15 protein-coding genes are annotated in these 18495 nt (G+C 62.6%); 12 read left to right on the plus strand and 3 right to left on the minus strand.

From position 1 onward, the window contains the following. The first annotated feature begins 4 nt into the window (after positions 1 to 4). Positions 5 to 1141 carry an AAA family ATPase gene (locus CR152_RS22935; RefSeq protein ID WP_208640291.1) on the plus strand — a complete coding sequence of 379 codons (1137 nt, stop codon included), beginning with the start codon at positions 5 to 7 and terminating at the stop codon, positions 1139 to 1141. A gap of 456 nt (positions 1142 to 1597) precedes the next feature. Continuing rightward, on the plus strand, positions 1598 to 3460 hold the full coding sequence (locus tag CR152_RS22940; RefSeq protein WP_099878839.1) for a hypothetical protein: 1863 nt from the start codon (positions 1598 to 1600) through the stop codon (positions 3458 to 3460). Positions 3461 to 3786: 326 nt separating this feature from the next. Here the strand turns inward: CR152_RS22940 and fusA are convergent, their stop codons facing one another. Next, positions 3787 to 5829, minus strand: coding sequence for an elongation factor G (gene fusA / locus CR152_RS22945; RefSeq protein WP_099882669.1), 2043 nt, complete (start codon positions 5827 to 5829; stop codon positions 3787 to 3789). 567 nt (positions 5830 to 6396) lie between these two features. On the opposite strand from fusA, the gene CR152_RS22950 reads away from it, so the two are divergent. The 4 genes from CR152_RS22950 (at position 6397) to CR152_RS22965 (ending at position 10188) form a co-directional block, all read left to right on the plus strand. Continuing rightward, complete coding sequence (locus tag CR152_RS22950) at positions 6397 to 7584, plus strand: SEL1-like repeat protein (RefSeq protein WP_099878841.1); 1188 nt, start codon at positions 6397 to 6399, stop codon at positions 7582 to 7584. 136 nt (positions 7585 to 7720) lie between these two features. Further along, a complete protein-coding gene (locus CR152_RS22955; protein ID WP_157778675.1) occupies positions 7721 to 8128 on the plus strand; it encodes a MerC domain-containing protein in 408 nt (135 codons plus the stop codon). Positions 8129 to 9041: 913 nt separating this feature from the next. Then, a complete protein-coding gene (locus tag CR152_RS22960) occupies positions 9042 to 9815 on the plus strand; it encodes an alpha/beta hydrolase (RefSeq protein WP_157778676.1) in 774 nt (257 codons plus the stop codon). Then, on the plus strand, positions 9805 to 10188 hold the full coding sequence (locus CR152_RS22965) for a ribosomal maturation YjgA family protein (protein ID WP_099878850.1): 384 nt from the start codon (positions 9805 to 9807) through the stop codon (positions 10186 to 10188). The genes CR152_RS22960 and CR152_RS22965 overlap by 11 nt, the downstream gene beginning before the upstream one ends. Positions 10189 to 10335: 147 nt before the next feature. Here the strand turns inward: CR152_RS22965 and CR152_RS22970 are convergent, their stop codons facing one another. Then, complete coding sequence (locus CR152_RS22970; RefSeq protein ID WP_099878852.1) at positions 10336 to 11448, minus strand: DNA topoisomerase IB; 1113 nt, start codon at positions 11446 to 11448, stop codon at positions 10336 to 10338. A gap of 248 nt (positions 11449 to 11696) precedes the next feature. On the opposite strand from CR152_RS22970, the gene CR152_RS22975 reads away from it, so the two are divergent. From CR152_RS22975 to CR152_RS22995, 5 genes are all read left to right on the plus strand, one after another. Continuing rightward, positions 11697 to 12233: a PEP-CTERM sorting domain-containing protein gene (locus tag CR152_RS22975; RefSeq protein WP_099878854.1), complete on the plus strand. Its 537-nt coding sequence runs from the start codon at positions 11697 to 11699 to the stop codon at positions 12231 to 12233. A 56-nt stretch (positions 12234 to 12289) separates the two neighbouring features. Further along, positions 12290 to 13135 (plus strand): alpha/beta fold hydrolase, encoded by an 846-nt coding sequence (locus CR152_RS22980; RefSeq protein WP_099878856.1) that lies wholly within the window; start codon positions 12290 to 12292, stop codon positions 13133 to 13135. Positions 13136 to 13373: 238 nt separating this feature from the next. Then, a complete protein-coding gene (locus tag CR152_RS22985) occupies positions 13374 to 16094 on the plus strand; it encodes a sensor domain-containing diguanylate cyclase (protein ID WP_167399942.1) in 2721 nt (906 codons plus the stop codon). 132 nt (positions 16095 to 16226) lie between these two features. Further along, positions 16227 to 16817 carry an acyl carrier protein phosphodiesterase gene (locus CR152_RS22990; protein WP_099878860.1) on the plus strand — a complete coding sequence of 197 codons (591 nt, stop codon included), beginning with the start codon at positions 16227 to 16229 and terminating at the stop codon, positions 16815 to 16817. Continuing rightward, complete coding sequence (locus CR152_RS22995; protein WP_099878862.1) at positions 16804 to 17367, plus strand: hypothetical protein; 564 nt, start codon at positions 16804 to 16806, stop codon at positions 17365 to 17367. The genes CR152_RS22990 and CR152_RS22995 overlap by 14 nt, the downstream gene beginning before the upstream one ends. Here the strand turns inward: CR152_RS22995 and CR152_RS23000 are convergent. Beyond that, positions 17333 to 17869 (minus strand): Cif family virulence factor, encoded by a 537-nt coding sequence (locus CR152_RS23000; protein ID WP_099878864.1) that lies wholly within the window; start codon positions 17867 to 17869, stop codon positions 17333 to 17335. The genes CR152_RS22995 and CR152_RS23000 overlap by 35 nt on opposite strands. Before the next feature lie 224 nt (positions 17870 to 18093). Here CR152_RS23000 and CR152_RS23005 point away from each other — a divergent pair, with 224 nt between their 5' ends. Further along, the gene (locus tag CR152_RS23005) at positions 18094 to 18495 is read left to right on the plus strand and encodes a GFA family protein (protein ID WP_099882672.1); all 402 of its coding nucleotides are present in this window, start codon (positions 18094 to 18096) and stop codon (positions 18493 to 18495) included.

An 18495-nucleotide genomic window follows, 5' to 3' on the forward strand; every position in this document is an offset into this window, starting at 1 on the left:
CAAACTGACCTATAAAGCCATGGCGGCGCACGTGCCCGCGCCTGGCCAGGCGCCCGACTGGGCCTGGTTCCTGCACGCGATTCCCGCACTGGCCTTGCTGGCATCGACGCCGCAGGACCCGTACTACCACGCCGAAGGCGACGTGTGGATTCACACGCGGATGGTGATCGAGGCGCTGATGCGCGGGCCGGACTACATCGACGGCAGCGACGAGGAACGCTTGATCCTGTTCTACGCCGCGCTGCTGCACGATATCGCCAAGCCGGCGACGACGGTGATCGACCCTGACAGTGGCCGCATCGGGCAGCCGGGCCACTCGAAGCGCGGCGCGATCGATGCGCGCATCCTGTGCTGGCATGCGGGTGTGCCGTTCGCCGTGCGCGAGCATATTTGCCGCATCATCACCGTGCACCAGCTGCCGTTCTTCGCGCTGGCGGGGAACAAGAACGGCCAGTCGGCCGAGTTCCTGATCCGCAAGCTCTCGCATGAACTGGACCTGCGCCTGCTCTCCGCGATGGCGCAGGCCGACATGGAAGGGCGCTGGTACGAGAAAAAGGACGACTGCCTGGTCGACATCGAGCTGTTTCGCGAGATGGCGCGCGACGAAGGCTGCTACGGTACGCCCAAGACGTTTGCGGATCCGCACACGCGCCTGTCGTACATGCGCGGGGCCGGCATCGCGCCCGATTTCACGCATCACCAGAACCCGGGTTCACGCGTGACGGTGATGTCGGGCTTGCCGGCGTCGGGCAAGAACCACTGGGTGGCGGCCAACCGGGCGCGCTTGCCAGTGGTGTCGATCGACGACGCGCGCGAAGAACTGGGGCTGCGCCACGGCGCCAACGAAGGCGCGGTGGCGCACCGGGCGGTCGATTTCGCCAAGGAGATGCTGCGTGAAAAAGCGCCATTCGTGTGGAACACCACGCACCTGAGCGCGCAGATGCGCAAGAAGACGCTCGACCTGCTGTTTGCCTACGATGCCGAGGTCGAACTGGTGTACCTTGAGCAGCCGCCGCAGGTCATCTTCAAGCGCAATACGCAGCGCGATACCAGCCTGCCCAACAAGGCCATCGAGCGCATGCTGTTCAAATGGGAGGTGCCGCTGCCGACCGAGGCGCACATAGTGAGCTATTTGTCCTGAATAATCAGCCGACATTTAATGTGAATTCAGTTGCGAAACTTTTCATCAAGGAGTCGACTTCGTACAGTAACTGATCGCCTGCCTGGCCAAGCGGCGTCAGAAATGCTTGGCTTGCGTCCCAAAATCGCGATCGGATCCAGCTCGGGGCAGTCCATTTCACATGGTTTTCCCGAAGGCCGAATGCCGCGTTGTGGATGAAAGTAACTTCGGAAAACTTCACACTCGAATCGTCGTCGTATCACCATCCGTTTCGTTGTCTTTACGCAACAAAATATCCACGTGCAAGGAATAAAGCATTGGTGCGCGGATTCTGTTGCGGCTATTCTGAAATTGTAGACGCTCAAAGTTGACGAAAAATATATGACTTTAAAATAATGACATACAAAATCCAGCTTTCAATTTGACACGGGAATCGCGTTAAATCGGAATTGCACATGCACCGTGGAGGCGTAGGGAATGGATAGCGTCAGGGCAGGGCCGCAGCCGGCACAGGACACTGCGCGCGTGTCGGAGCGCGGGACCGCACCGGTGGTGGACGATTTTGTCGATGGACGTACGGCGACGGCGCAGCTGCGCCGGTTGCAGGAACTATGCGGCAGGTCGCAGCGGGTGGCACAACTATCGGCAGTCGCAACCCGTGTACACGCGAGATACGCGCCCACGCACCGCCAGGATGAAAACGTGATCCAGCGGGTACCGCGCGCTGGTGCTACTGCCGGCAACGGTGGCCGTGTCGGCTACGTCGTGCTCACCGCTGACGGGCCCCGCATACAAGTCACCTCCAGCAGCGGCCACCCGATTGGTGAGCCGGAACCGCTGGCCGGCTGGAGAGTCGATACTCCGCCGGCTGCCACTATGCACCATGCCGATATGCACCAGTGGGATGATCCGTCTGGTGACACGTCCCACGAATCTGACGTCGACGAAGGGTTCGAAGCGGAGATGGGCGAGAGCGAAGCCTCGTCCGATGATTCATCGAGCGAAGAGAGTATCGATGATGATGAGGAAGAATCATCGACGGACCAGCTCGTGGATGCGTCGGCCTTGCCGCCTTCGGTCACCACCATGCCGGCCTCTGCAGTTTTGGGCTTCCAGGCAAGCAATGCAAAAATCAAACGAACCCCCGGCCTGAGGAAACGAAAAAAAGACACGTCAAGCGATTCGAGTGATGATGAAACTGTCGGAAGATCAAAAGTCGGACGCGGTGCGCTCGGGGAAGCGGCCTCGTCGTCCCGTCAGCTCCCCCCAGGCACCCGGAGAAAAAATCATTTGCGCCGAAAGCGTTTTAACGTTGATAACTCGACTCCGGCGAGTGGTCACGTTTTGATCGGGGTGGAACCACGCCTCGAAGGGCGATCCTTCCAGCCTGAGAATGATGTGCAACGTGTTCAGCAAGTGATGAGACAGCTGACGACCGTACTGTTGGAAGAGTTCAAAGAGGGCGTTGAGGTTCAAGCACTGTTCATTCCAAAACTCAGGGCACTGTTCATTGCATCGAATAATGAAACAACGAACGACGCCATTCACGCAGCAATTACTGGGCATCAATCGTTCCTGGACTTCGTGCAGGATCAGCTTCTACCTAAACACCGTATTGCCAAACCCGGAAAAACCAAAGCCGGCAAGCAGAAATTGATTCCAAAGAAGGTCCGGGATAAAGCACTGAATCGGCGGGCGTCAAAACTGGCGCAGTACCTCAAGCGCACGAAACGCAGCCTGGCCCGCAGGAAAGGAGGGATGGTCGCTGCCTTTGTTCACTTGATAAAGACGGTCAAAAATATCGACCGGTTCGACCCGGACCAACCGCCGAGCGAGCAGGAAATTGGCAATCCTGGCCTCTTCATACTGGGAGAAAATCAGAAGGTGAAGGGACGTGAGGACTCATCCGAACACGCGGAAGTTAATTTCTTCCCTGTTATCGAGGAATTGGGTCTTACGCCGGAAGAATATATTATAGCCGGTCCAAAAGCCCCGTGCGCCACGTGTCTTGATAAAGGAGTCAGGCGGAATATTTTTTCTGAGAATCAAGACGGAGGGAAATTATTTCCCGGCCAGTTAGGCCGGAATTCGGACGGAGAATACGATTCATCAGATCTCGATACCATCGTCGACAGGATGACGAAGCGCGGGGTGGTCCAGTCAGCAACATATCAGTATGCCAATTCTGAAAGCGAATTTGAACACGAGACGACGTCCTCCGAGGAGGAAGAGGAAGAGGAAGAGGAAGAGGAAGAAGTAGAAGAATCGGAACAAGAAAACGAAGAGGAAAAAGAAGAAGAGAAGGAGGACGACGACGACGGAGGGTTGATGGCCGAATAGGATGAAGCGGAGTGCGTATGAAGCGATTCTGAGTGGGAGCCAAGTGGTTGGCGTCACACAAGCGTGTCATTGGTCAACCACAGACCTTGATTATATGAACGAGGTGGCGGAAGAAGCCAGGACTGCCAGCGACAGTTGCGCAATGCGGTAGCTCTGCAGGGAATGCGCAGCCATGTTTCGGATTGTCGCCAATGTCACGCCGCCCTGTTATGGTACAGCGGGGCGCCACGAGAGCCTGATGTAATCAGGTGGCGGCTGCCGCCGCCGTCGATAAAAAAAAAGGGCCGGAAATCGCTTCCCGGCCCCGAACTTACTTTACAACGAAATTACGCAGCGATTGCCTCGGCGCGTTGCTGCATGCGCGGGGCGTGCCTTGCATACACCGCGCTGGCGAACGCGCGCCCTTGCGAGAGCGAGCGCAAACTGGTCGTGTGACCGAACAGATTCGCCAGCGGCACATCGGCAACCACTTCAACGCGGCCGGTCTGCTCTTCGATGCCGAGCACCTTGCCGCCGCGGCGCTGCAGGTCGCCGATGACATCGCCCGCATTCACGGCCGGTGCATCGACGCTGACCGTCATGACCGGTTCCAGCATCAGCGGATGTGCACGTTTCAGCCCGGCCAAGGTGCCTTCCTTGGCCGCCACCGTGAACGCCATGTCGTTGCTGTCGACAGCATGGTAGTCGCCATCGAGCAGGGTCACCCTGACGCCCGTGACCGGGTAGCCGAGAGGACCTTGCGCCAGCGCCTGCCGCACGCCTTTTTCGATGGCCGGAATGAAGTTCGCAGGCACAACTCCGCCCTTGATCGCATTCTCGAAGGTAAACACGCCATCGAACTGTTCCACCCGCAAAACGACGCGTGCATACTGCCCGCTGCCGCCGTTTTGCTTCGACACTTTGCCTTCCAGTTCCACCGCAGGCCCGGCGATGGTTTCGCGATAGGCAACCTGAGGCGCACCCACCGTGACTTCCACGCCCGTTTCACGGCGCACACGTTCCAGCACCACGTCCAGATGCAGTTCGCCCATGCCCCACAGCACCGTCTCGCCGCTGAGCGGATCGCTTTCGAGGCGCAACGACGGGTCTTCGCGCCGGAAGCGGTCGAGCGCGGCGAGCATCTTGCCGCGATCGCCACCCTTGCCCGGTTCGATCGCCAGCGCCACCACCGGTTCACCTGCGTGAATGGTTTCCAGCACCAGCGGCACGGCCTTGGTCGACAAGGTATGCCCGGTCAACGCATCCTTCAGGCCGGCGATGGCAATAATACTGCCGGCCTGCGCCTGGGCGACGCCGGTGCGGCGGTCCGCATGGATCACATACAGCCGGCCCACGCGCACCGTCGTTTCGAGCGACGCATTCCACAGCACATCGCCTTCGCGCAGGGTGCCGCCGTACAGCCGCACGTACGACAGCGAACCGTGGTCGTCGTGCACCACCTTGAACACCAGCGCCGCCAGCGGGTCGGCATCGCCCGTGCCAACCGTCACCGGTGCACCGTCCAGGCGCGCCACCGGGGCGGCGCGTTCGTCGGGCGAAGGCAGCCAGTCGATGATGGCGTCGAGCAGCGGCTCGATGCCGGCATTGCGGTACGCCGAGCCGGAGAGTACCGGCACCGCGCGGCGCGCCAGCGTCATGGCGCGCAAACCAGTGCGCACATCCGCCGGCGACAGCGTGTCGTGCGCCAGGAAGGCGAGCGTGAGCGCGTCGCTGGCATCGGCCGCCACCGCGGCGGCATGCGCATAGGCCGCCTCGGCCGCCGCGTGCAGATGCGCGGGCAGGGCGCTTGAAGTCATCACGCCAGCCGCATCCCACGCGAGGAAACGCTTGCCGAGTACGTCGATGGTGCCTTCGAATGCATCGCCGGCGCCGGCCGGAATGCTCAAAGGCACGGCCAGGGCGCCGAGGCGCGACGCGATCTGGGCCACCACGCGGCCGAAGTCGGCACCGGTGCGGTCCATTTTATTGATGAATACAATGGTCGGCACGCCGTGTTTCTGCGCCTGGCGCCAGACGGTTTCGGTCTGGGGCTGGATGCCGGCGACGCCGCACAGCACCGTGACGGCGCCGTCGAGCACGCGCAGCGAACGTTCGACTTCGATGGCGAAGTCGATGTGGCCGGGTGTGTCGATCAGGGTGAAGGCGTGGCCGTTCCAGGCGCAGCGGGTGGCGGCCGCGCCGATGGTGATGCCGCGTTCCTTTTCCAGGTCCATGCTGTCCATGGTGGCGGTGCCTTCATGGACTTCGCCGGTGCGGTGGATCTCGCTGGTTTTCAGGAGAATGCGTTCGGACAGGGTGGTTTTGCCAGCGTCGATGTGGGCAATGATACCGAAGTTGCGCGAGTTGGCGCGAAGGACTGTAGCAGTCATGATGGTGCTTTCTAACATAGCGAGCGGTCGTGGATTGTCTTTGGGGACAAGCGCCGCGGGAGCCATGCGACCACCCTTGTTCAGTGATCCCGCGCGCGTTCTTCGTCGGCTGACTTCATGATATATATGCTCCTAAGCAACTACTGTGTGTGGGTGTGGAAAGCGAAACTGCGAAAATAAAAAAGGCCCGAAGTGGGCCTTTTTTGATGGGTGCTCGTCAAGAGCGAATCAAGGGGCGCACTGTCGCGGCCCGGGACGTTGTGAGCAACGTGCCGGGAGGGCGAAGGTAAAAAAGAGGATGTCCATTGAGTTCATGGCCGCAAGCTTATTGCCCCGTTTGAGAAATGTCAAGGGCTTATTCTGTTGTTGATTCGTCACGCAGAAGCGCGTTCCAGACCGTCCCTGCCACGTCGGGACCGGTATTTTTATCCAAACATTGAATATAACCAACATTTCAGCGTGCTCTGATGTGAAAATACTGTTCTGTTGCACAATCAATATTTACGCTGGCGCGCACATGCCGCGCGAGTGCCCGACAACATCGCAAAACACAGCAGGAATTTGAATATGAAACACCTCTCCAGCCGCTATGCGTGCGGCCTGATCGCCGCGCTACTGCTCTCGGCGTGCGCCACGCAGGAAAACGGAACGGCAGATGCGGCATCGGCCGGTATCGGCGCAGCCCCGGGCAGTCTGGTCGCCAACGGCAAACTGACGCCGGAAGGCGAGCTGCGGCGCGAACGCGCGTTCAAGGCGTACCAGGCAGGGAACAAGGCGCTGGCATATTCCGAATGGCTGGGGATCGCCGAGCAAGGCTTCGGCGAGTCGCAGTTCAATATCAGCGTGATGGAGAGCGATGGCGACACCGGCGCACCCAACGTGGCCAAGGCCCTGGCGTGGCTGCAGAAGGCGGCCGATGCCAATTATCCGGAAGCCCAGTTCCAGCTCGGCCAGCGCTACAACAAGGGCGATGGCGTGACCAAGGACGTGGCCAAGGCCGTGGCGTACTGGCGCAAATGTGCCGCGCTCGGCGAAAACCGCTGCGCGTACAACGCCGCGGTGGCGCTGGCATCGGGCATGGGCGTGCCGCAGGACCGTGCCGGCGCGATCGCGCTGTTCACCGAAGCGGGCAGCGGCCCGACGGCCCTGGTGCCGGCGCAGTCCGAGCTGGGTAAGATGTATCTGCAGGGCAGCGACAAGGAGCGCGACTACGCCAAGGCGCGCCAGTGGCTCGAACTTGCCGCGGCCGGCAACGATACTGATGCCCAGTACAACCTCGGCGTGATGTATGGCCAGGGCTTTGGCGTGAAGGCCGACAAGCGCAAGGCTGCCGCCTTGTACCAGCGCGCCGCCAAGCAGGGGCATCCGATGGCATCGAATAATCTCGGCGGCGCCTACCGCTTTGGCGAGGGCCTGCCGAAAGACCAGAAAAAGGCCGTGGCCCTGTTCAAGCAGGCCCACGACGGCGGCGACATGCAGGGTACCGTCAACCTGGCCGACATGACGTTCAAGGGCTGGGGCGTGCGCGCCAACAAGACAGCGGCAGTGGAACTGTACAAGGCCGCCGCCGATGCCGGCCATCCGGTCGCACGCTGCCGTTACGCGCAGGCGCTGCGCCATGGCGACGGCGTGGCGAAGAATGCGGGCCAGGCCAACCGTCTGCAGGAAGCGGCGAACAATGCCGGTACGCCTTGCGACAGCGATGCGCCGCTCGGCGAGTGGGTGGTCAACCGCAGGACCAGCGGCCGGTCCTGAACGGCACGGATGAGCGCTGACAGCGGCGCGGGAAGGCCAGGCCGCATATGCAATCCGGTTGCATTTGCTCCCGCCTTCGGCTATGATCGTGTTTTGCAACACAGTTGCACCAAGCAGCGCGAGTCTGGTCAGGTCGATGATAAAACAAGTAATTGGAGTGGCGGACTACGCCGGCATGACGGCGGCCGCATTGTGCCTGCTGCACTGCCTTGGGCCGCCGCTGCTGATGGCCGCTTTTCCCCTCATGAACTGGTTTCCGCATGACGATGGCCTGCATGCCTGGCTGCTGGTCCTGGTCGCGCTGCCGGCGCTGATTGCCCTGGTAGCCGGCTTTCGCCAGCACCGGCGCGCGCTGGTGCTCGCCCTGGGCGCGTGCGGTTTCGCCTGCTGCTGCGCGGCGGTGCTGGTCGCCGGCCCACGTTATGGCCACGGTGCCGAAGCCATATTGACCAGCATCGGCGGCTTGTTCATCTTCGCCGCCCACCTGAAAAACCGTTCGTTCTGCTCCGGCTGCACGCTGGCCGAACAGCCCGGCTGCTGCTGACCGTTCCCTTGCGCGCGGCGGGAAGTCTCCGGCCGCGCAGCCATTTTCCGGCCCTGCGCCGCCCGCCCGGCAACGTTTCCTTCCCCCCCCATTCCCTTGCCATGTACGCAGCGGGCTGAACGCAGCTGCGCGTATCGGCGAACATTGATTGCATACAACGCCTGGCCCGGGTGCCTGAGCCAGCGTCGATGCCGATACGCCAAAGCGATCGCGAGCCATTGTCCCAACTCAGCCGGATGAATCGCGCATCCCCTACGATTACCTGACTCTCCTGTGCTTTTCATGGAGCGGAACCATCAATCGTGAGGCAACCATGAAAACTGAACCAAACGACACGGGCGGGAATAAGCTCGCCACGGTTAGCAATAACGTCGCTCCGGTAGAGCAGGGAATGCAAAACGCAATGGAAAATGCCCCCGGTATGATTAAGACGATAAATTCGAGGCGTACGCAAAACTTCACCCATGAAGCTTGCACAAGGAAGTGCGGGCCAGCTAATCATTCGGGAACAGGCGTCCAGGCGCCCGGATGCCGAAGTCAGAAAATGAAACGCAGTATCCGGGATATGACATGCCACAGCGCTTTGGGAACATCGTTATCGCCGTCTTCCGGTAATTTGCCGGCGCCCGCAATCACGCTGCCTCCTTGCGCACGCCATGCATCGCGACAGGCCGTTATCTGGCGGGTCGAGGCGGCCGCCGGGCAGGTGCACTGCGCGCACACGGTGGCGCCGGACGCATTTGCCGTCCCGCAGCTCAGGCACGACCAGATGTAGTCAGGCATATGGAATGATCAGAAAAAAGAAGCTGCCGATGATACACGCTGGCGCCGGCAATATTGGCAAAGCGCTCATCCAGGCACCGTGCTTTCTTGTATCATGAGCAGCTTTGATTTTCCGGTCAGGATCGCCCCGATGTTTGCTTTGAACTTGAGCGCCGCTGGCGCCTTTTCCGCCGTGCTGTCGTGCGCCGCCATGGCGGCTGGCACGCCGGTGCGCCAGTCCTCCCTCGAGCTGTTCGACCACGCGCGCCAGCGCGCGGTGCCGGTGGAACTGTACTTTCCGCCCGAGTCGCGCGGCTGCGCGCCGGCGCGGCCCTGTCCCATCGCGATCCTGAGCGCAGGCACCGGCATCGGCATCCGCGAATACGGCTTCATCGCCAAACCGCTGGCGGCGCGGGGCTACCTTGTAGTGAGCGTCGATCACCAGCTCCCGACCGATCCGGCGATGCCGCGCGCGGGCGACCTGACCGCGCACCGGCGCGCGCTGTGGGAACGTAACGCCAACAACATCCGCTTCGTCCAAGAGGCATTGCGCCCGTCTTCTGCGAGCTACGTGTGGGACAAGCCGCTTCTGGTCGGTCATTCGAGCGGGGGCGATTCGTCGGCCTGGATCGAGACCGAAACGCCGGGCTTCGCGTCGGCCATCATCACGCTCGATCACCGCCGCGCGGCGCTGCCGCGCGGAGCCACGCCGCCGGTGCTGTCGATCCGCGCCAGCGATACCGAGGCCGACGCGGGCGTGCTGCCCACGGCGCGGGAGCAGGCCGCGTCGGGCGCGCTCATCGTCAAGTTCGCCAACGCGCGCCACAACGATATGTTCGACGGCGGCAGCGAGGAACTCAAGGCGCGCATCCTCGCTGAAATCGAAAAATTCTTGCAGAAACAGGGCGGCGCCAATGGTGCGTGACAGGCGCTGGATTGCCGCCGGATGCGTGATCGTGGTCGCGTGCGGCATGGCGACGCGTAAATATCCCTCGGTGTTGTCGCATTACTTCGGAAACTATCCGGGCGATGCGCTGTGGGCCTTGCTGGTGTTCCTGTTGTGGGCGTTTTGCCTGCCGCGCGCAAAAACCGGCACGCTGGTCGTGCTTGCGCTGGGCACCGCTTTCGCGGTCGAGTTTTTGCAGTTGTACCAGGCGCCGTGGATCAGGCAGGTGCGCGCCACGAAAGTGGGACATCTGGTCCTCGGCAGCGGCTTCGACTGGCGCGACCTGGTCGCCTGTACGGTGGGCGTGGGCGTCGGCGGCTTGCTGGACCGGGTGCGCGCGATGCTGCGCTAGTGGCTGTGCGCCGCACTTCTTATCTCTGTCAGAGGATCATTGCCTGCGTTGGTGGTCCTCGACTTCGCCGCAACAGTGGCCAGTAATCAGGCCGGCGGCGTTCATCCCGTCACAATGCGCCAATAACGGCCGGGCGCAACTCCGTCCCTAGCGAGCGGCCTTGCGCTTGACCGGCGGAACCTGCAAGCGCTGCTGCAGAAACGCCACCACGGCCGCTTCTTCCGGCTGCAACTCGTGCAAATCCTCCACCAGCTCGCGCCGCGTGCTCTCGCGCATCGCTTCGAGCACGGTGCCGTCGAGGTAAGCGTCGAGAATGGCCGGGTGCACATAGCACTTGCGGCAGATCGACGGGGTGTTGCCCAGCTTTTCGGCCACCGATTCGATCGCGCGCACGATGTTTTTCTTGGCTTGCGCTTCGGAGTCGAACTTCTCGAACTCCTGCAACGCCAACGCCGCCAGCACCGTGCCCGACCAGGTACGGAAATCCTTTGCGGTGTACTCTTCGCCGGTAATTTCACGCAGGTAGTCGTTCACATCGGACGAGTCGACCGTGTGCGCGTTGCCGTCGTCATCCTCGTAATGAAACAGTTCCTGTCCCGGCAAGTCGCGGATGCGGCTGATGATGCGCGCCAGGCGCCGGTCTTCGACCTTCACGTTGTGGAACACGCCGCTCTTGCCGCGGAAGCGGAACTCGACCGCCTTGCCGTCGATCCGCACATGGCGGTCGCGCAGGGTGGTCAGGCCGAAGGACTTGTTTTGGCGCGCATATTCTTCGTTACCGATCCGCATCATGGTCGCTTCGAGCAGATACACGATCGTGGCAAGCACCTTTTCGCGCGGCAGGCCGGGGCGCTTGAGGTCGGCGTCGACAGTGCGGCGGATGGCGGGCAGGGCCTTGCCGAAGCTGATCATGCGTTCGTATTTGACTTCATCGCGCAGGTTGCGCCATTTGGCGTGGTAGCGGTATTGCTTGCGCTGTTTGGCGTCGCGCCCGGTGGCCTGCAGGTGGCCGTTGGCCAGCTTGCAGATCCACACATCGGTCCAGGCCGGCGGAATGGCGAGCGCGCGGATGCGTGCCAGGGTGTCCTCGTCGGTGACGGTCTCGCCGCTGGCGTCGAGGTAGATAAAATTCTTGCCGTGCGCCTTGCGCGCGATGCCGGGTGAGCTGTCGCTGACGTAGCGCAATCCGGCGGATTTGGCGGCGGCAAGCACATCGGCGGGAGGCGCCGGGCTCGCGGCGCTGGGTTCGTCTCTTTTCATGGCTGACTCGGTTGTAGTGGGGGCATGCGCGGTGCTGTCGGTGGCATGCCAAATACTACACGTGGCTGGCGCGGCAAGCGGTTCGCTTGGCGCTCGGGTCGATGCATCGTTGCCGGGCCGGGCCGGGCCGGCCAGCGTTATGCGAAAGTAAATATATGGCCATTTGATTAATTGATAAAATAGCACCCCCTCCATCCGGCGCGCCGCTGGAGATTTCGTGATGTCTTTAATCTGATGAAAGTTTTCCCATGTTTAAAAAAACGCTGCTAGCACTCGCTTTGATGAGTAGTGCCCTGTCCGCCAGTTCCGCAGAGCAGGCTTACGACTGGTCGTACAAGGGCTTTGCCGTGGCTGACACGGGTGCTTTCGATGCGGCTAAAGAAATCCACGGCCGCTTCGTGGTTGACGACATGAATGGGGATGGCGTGTTCAGTCAACCTGAAGTCCGGTCCTTCGTACACGGCGGGCGCGACTTTACGCACTGTTGCGATAACTTTCTGTCGAAATTTTCGTACACGCCTGGTGGCGCGCTTGATTTCACGGCGAGCGCTACTTGGTACGACTCGCGTAACTATGGACTGGTCATCATGACCGGTGATTCCATCAGCCTCGCGGTGGGATGGGGGGATCAGGGCGGGATGAACAGCTATAACTGGCTTTGGAGCAACCAGACCACGCTGACCGTGTCGGCGGTGCCTGAGCCGCAAACCTGGCTGATGCTGGGCGCGGGTTTGCTCCTGACAGTCGGCGCGAGCCGTCGCCGTCGGAAGCAAGCCGCCAGCTAAAAGAAAGAAGCACCTTCGGTGTCGGGCAGTGTTTACATGCTGCGCGCGCAGGCGACATGCGCGCAGGCGACGTGCGCGTAGGCGACATGCGCGTAGGCGACGTGCGCGTAGGCGAGCTTGACTTGAGCGTCCGCCTTGCGGGCAGCGGTGCGCCTTTCCTCTGGGCGCACGGCATGATGTCGTCGATGGAGGCGGAAGACGCGCTCGGCATTCTCCAGTGGCCGCACTTTCCCGATTCGCTGCGCCTGGTGCGCTACGATGCGCGCGGTCACGGCAGCAGTGCGGCAAGCGCGCCTGCGGCCTGGCACCAGCTCGGGCAAGACATGCTCGCCCTCGCCGACGCCCTGGGCGAAAACACCTTCATCGCCGGCGGCTGGTCGATGGGTTGCGCCAGCGCGCTGCACGCCGCGCTGCACGCGCCCGCACGCGTCGACGGCCTCGTGCTGATCCTGCCGCCCATCGTGTGGGAGGCGCGCATCGCCCAAGCCGCGCTGTACCGGCGCGCCATCGCGCTCGCGCAGTCGGTGGGCGCCGCGCGTTTCGCCAAACTGATCGCCAGGGAGGGGAGCGCGCTGCCGTCCTGGCTTCTCAAAGCCGCCCCGCATCTGGCCGCAGCCGCCCGGCGCGGCATGCGGGACCTGAGCGGGCCAGCCATGCTCGCGCTGTATGAAAGCGCGGCGCTGTCCGACCTGCCGCCACGCGCTGCCCTGGCGGCGCTGGCTGACATACCCGCGCTCATCGTCGGATGGCCGGACGACCCGGCCCACCCGCTGGCCTCGGCATACGAACTGCATCGGCTGCTTCCCAGCTCACGCTTGTTCATTGCGCAAAACCATCAGGACGTACTGACCATCCCCGCGCGCCTGCACGAGTTCGTCCAGGCTACCGCCGCCAGGCGCTGACCGCCAGGACTTGGCGTAGCGCTATTATCGCCACCCAAACTGTTGTTGTTGCGTCCCATGGCGATATTTTCCACGGGAAATAATGTACACTCGGGAGCATCAGCACGCTGGCGCCACACCTCTGCGCCGGCCGTGCACCGGGAGGCGCCCGCACGCGGGGACGTCCACCGGAATTTCCCCGGCCCAGCCCCGCCGATTCGTCGTCTTTACAACTAGTCCGACAATCGCCACACACCTCATGCTTACCCGTCGCAGCTGGATTCCTGGTCCCGTGTCGCTCAAAGCGCGCTTCTCGCTGGCCGTTGGCATGCTGATCGTCCTGACCGCCACGGTGCTGACCGTCGCGGCGGTGCTGATCGTGCAGCGCGGTATCGAGACGGTGGTGGGCGAGCGCGAAGCGTCGCTGATCAGCCAGGTGGCGGGCGACCTGGACAACAAATTCCTGATCCGCCAGCAAGCCCTGACGCGGCTGGCGCACGATCTGGAAGTGCGTCCGCACCCATCCGCCGCGTTCCAGGACAAGCTGGAGCAGCATCACAGCATGGATGGTTTTTTTACCAATATGTCGGTGCTGGACGCCCAGGGCGGGCACGTCGCCAACATGGACTATCCGGACACGCGCGGCCAGCTGAATTTTTCGACACGCGACTATTTCCTCGACACCATCCGCACCGACGGTCCGGTCATCTCGCGCCCGCTGCGCAGCCAGCTCAGCGGCCGCCCGGTGGTGATCATGACGGCGCCCATCCACGACAAGGAAGGCCGGATCAGCCATATCCTGGTCGGCACGATCGACCTGGCCAAGGACAGCTTCATCAAGGAACTGTCGATCGGGCAGGTTGGCAAGACCGGCTACTTCTATATCCTGAGCCGCGAGGGCGTGTTCGTCTCCCATCCGGACGAACGGCGCATCCTGCGCAGCATCGACGAAGGCGGCAAGCGCGCGCCCTCGGTCGACCTGGCCCTGGGCGGCTACGAAGGCACGCTGCGCTCGGCCGCCGACAACGGGGCCGACGCCCTGGTTTCCTACAAGCGCCTGGCCAGCACCGGCTGGCTGCTGTGCGGGGTGTACCCGTCCGCGGAAGCGTTCGCCTTCGCCAACAAGATGCGCTGGAACGCGGCCATCATCGCGGCCTTGCTGATGCTGGTGATCGGCCCGCTTGCCTGGTTCATGATCGGCCGCCAGCTGCGCCCGCTCAAGCGCCTTGGCGCGCGCATGGCGGCCGGGCGCGGCGCGGTGGCGCAGGACGAGCCGTATGCGAACGATGAAATCGGCGAACTGTGGCGCGCTTTCGACACCCTGATGGCCGAGCGCGACCGGGCCGAGCGCGCCGTCGCCGACAGCGAGCGCAACCTGCGCATGGTGGCCGACAACGTTCCCGCCCTGGTCGGCTATGTCGACAGGAACGAGCGCTTCGTCTTCGGCAACGAGCGCTACAGCACCTTTTTCGGCATCTCCGCGCGCCAGATTCCCGGCAAGAGCGTGCGCGAGGTGATCGGCGAGGCAGTCTACAAGGCCAGCAAGGCTTACCTGGACGCGGCGCTGAGCGGGCGCGCGGTGCAATTCGAGCGCCAGGTCATGCGTCACGGCGTGCCCCAGTGGGACCGGGTCGCCTACAACCCCGATATCGATGGCGCCGGCGTGGTGCGGGGCTACTTCGTGCTGGTCGACGACATTACCGAACTGAAGGCCACCCAGCAAGTGCTGGCGATGAGCGAAAAACGCATCCGCACCATCGCCGACAACATGCCGGCGCTGATCGGCTACGTCGATACCGAATATCGCTACACCTTTTGCAACCGTGCCTACGGCACCATCACCGACATTGCCCCGGAACAGATCGTCGGCCGCACGGTCAGCGACGTCTTCGGGCCCAAGGTGTTTGCGGCGGTGGCGGCCCAGATGGCGGCCGCGCTGGCCGGCAGGCGCGTGTCGTTCGAGCGTCCCGCCGCCGAGCTCAAGGGCGAACGCTACCTGCAGACCGACTACATTCCCGATATCGGCGCCGACGGCAAGGTGGCCGGGTTCTACACGATGGTGATGGACATCACCGAGCGCAAGGCGGCCGAACTGGCCCTGGCCGCGCAGCAGCGCCTGCTGCACACAGTGACCGACAACCTCCCGGCGCTGGTCAATTTCATGGACCGCGATGGCCGCTTCGGCTTCGTCAACCGGCATCACGAAAGCTGGTTCGGGCGCCCGCTGGCGCGCATCCACGGCAGCCTGGTGAGCAGCCTGTTCTCGCCCGAAGAGGCCGAGGTGCACCAGCGCGCGTTCGACGACGCCATGACCGGCAATACCGTCAAGTTCGATTTTGCGCGCATGCAGGGCGGCGAGCGGCGCCATTACCAGGCGACCTACATTCCCCAGGTCGACGCCGCCGGCAACGCGGTCGGCGTGACCGGCCTGGTCAACGACGTGACCGATTCCAAGCTGCTGGAAGAACAGCTGAGCGCGCTGGCGCGCTTCGACGCGCTGACCGGTTTGCCGAACCGCACCCAGCTGACCGAGCGCATCGGGCGCGCCCAGACCCGCAGCGCCCGCAGCGGGAACGTGATGGCGGTGATGTACCTGGATCTGGACAAGTTCAAATCGATCAACGACAGCTTCGGCCACAGCGGCGGCGACACGGTGCTGGTCGAGTTCGGCCGGCGCCTGTCGGCCTGCGTGCGCCAGAGCGACACCGTGGGGCGCCTGGCCGGCGACGAATTCGTCATCCTGCTCGAAGGCTTGCAGAACGTGTCCGAGTGCGCGGTGGTGGCGCGCAAGATCATCAAGGTCATGGAAAAGCCGTTCGACATCGACGGCGTGGCGCGCATCGTCAGCACCAGCATCGGCGTGGCGACGGCGGAAAACGGGCGGGCCGGGGTCGACACGCTGCTCAAGCACGCCGACGATGCGCTGTACCGGGCCAAGGATTCCGGCCGCAACCGGTATGCCATGACGTCGATAAAGTAGGCGCTATCGTCTCGATGCAGCACAGAATGGAAAAACTTTTCCCATGTCACGACCCCGCGTTTCGTCGCCTTTCCCGCAGGAAAACACGAAATCTGGCATTCTGCGCTCTGGTATTCCATTTGCAGGCTGTGCATGAACTATCTCGCTCATATTTATCTGGCCCGTTACAGCGACGAGGCGATGCTGGGCGCCTTGCTGGGCGACTTTGTCAAGCCGAACTCGGGCGCGCAGTTCAGCCCCGACACCGAAGCCGAAATCCTGATCCACCGCAAGGTCGACACCTTTACCGACAGCCACCCGGTCGTACTGGCCGCCAAGGGCTTGTTCGATGGTCCGGGGCGGCGCTATTCCGGCATCCTGCTCGATGTCTTTTACGACCGTGTGCTGGCGCTGCGCTGGGCGCGTTATTCCGACGTGCCGCTGCCCGAGTTCATCGCGCGTTTTTATGGGGCGCTGGCTACCCATGCCGGCGTGCTGCCGCCCAACCTGGCCCGCATCGCGCCGACCATGATCGAGCAGGACTGGCTCGGTTCGTACCAAAGCTACGCCGGCATCGACATCGCAATCCGGCGCATTTCGACGCGCCTGTCGAAAAACGGCGACGTGATGCGCGATGCGCTGCACGACCTGAAACGGCATGCCGACGCGATCGCCGACGGCTTCGACGTGTTTTTCCCCGAATTGATCACTTTTGTAGAAAGCCAGCGCAATGAAAGACAATAAACACTATGCGGCGATTTGCCAGTTTTACGGCGACACCCGGGCCGAGCGCTCGGGCGTGCTCCTGATTGCGCATATCGATGAAGGCATTGCGCTGCTCGAGACCATCGGCGCGCCGCTGCGGGCCATGGAAGCGTTCTGCATCCATCCGCTGGTCCAGGACGATGGCGCGCTGCTGGCCGCGCTGGCGCCCGAGTCGGTGTTCAGCGCGCACCAGCCCGATGCGGCGGTGGTGGCGCTGGCGATGGAATACCGGCGCGTTGCCAATGCCTATTTATCGCACCACTGCGAGCGCGCCGACGATGCGATCGAACTGAGCTGCGTGGACGAGGTGAACCAGATGCTGATCGCCGATAAAGTCCAGAACCGCAAGGATTTCGAGCGCCATCACCTCGGCACGCATGCGCGCAGCGATATCTTGCAGCTGTATTTCGCCAACTGGCTGCGCCGGCTCGGCGTGTCGGAGGAACGCTACGCGCAGTTATGCGGGCGCGCCTCGGCCGCGGCGCCGCAAGGACTTATTTCGGCCGAGGTGGCGGCAGAACCGGGTTGAATTCCATCGACCAGATCACCGAATTGATTTTCCAGCCCTCGATGGTGCGCACCAGCTGCCAGCTCTCCTGGCCCCAGTTCGATTTGTAGCCGTCGGCCACATAGCTGTAGTCGAAATAGATCTGGGCCACATCGCCATTCGAGTCGATGCGCACATTGTCGAACGTTTCTTCCACCGGATGCGGGCTCTCGACGATGTTGTCGATAAATGCGGTCGCGCTGCCGGTCCCGGAAATCTTTTTGATATCCGGTTTGGACTGGGCCTTGCGCCGCTCGTTGGCCATCTTGACGCTGTTATCGGTGACCACGCCGATCCACGGAATCGAGGCCGAATACAGCAAACCCATGAAGGCCGGTTTATCCTTCTTGATCACGGCGGTGCGAAACGTCTCGACCACTTTTTCGAGGGCCGCGATATCGGCCTTGGGCGTGGTGCTGCGGGCGGTGGCGGCGAATGCCGACGCGGACGAAAAAACCAGCGCTGCGATAAACCAGTGCTTCATGTAATCCTTCACGTTGATATGGTCACGGTTACCGTGGCGGATGCCGGAACGGCAATGTAACACGGCAATTGATGGTAAGATTGGCTTTTTGATATGCATATCCGGCAGCCTGTTTCAGGCGCACGTGGTGCGAAGCCTGCCTGCCGGCAGCGCCCAGGTAGCTGGCGCCATGCGCTTGCGCGCAGCGCTACACTGGAGCAAACATGGCATACATGGAGACGGCGATGAGCTTACTGGGCGGGTGTTGTTGCGGAGCGGTGCGCTACGAAACGTCGGAGCAGGTATTTCATCAAACGATTTGCCACTGCCCGACATGCCGGCGCGCATGCGGCGCGCCCAATGTCGCCTGGTTCAGCGTGGCGCGCTGGGAATACCGCGTCACGGCTGGCACGCCGGTACAGTTCCATTCAAGCACGGACGTCACGCGCACCTTTTGCGGCGCCTGCGGCACCCAGCTGACCTACGCCCACGATGGCAGTCCGGACGAGATCGACGTCACCACCTGCAGCCTCGACAACGCGGAAACGCTGGCCCCGCTCGACCATACCTTTACCTTCTACCGCCTGCCTTGGGACACTGGCGAGGACGGCACGCCGCAGTACCTGCGCACCCGCAGCGAAGGCTGA

It is taken from the genome of Massilia violaceinigra (genome assembly GCF_002752675.1).
Classification (GTDB): Bacteria; Pseudomonadota; Gammaproteobacteria; order Burkholderiales; family Burkholderiaceae_D; genus Telluria_A; species Telluria_A violaceinigra.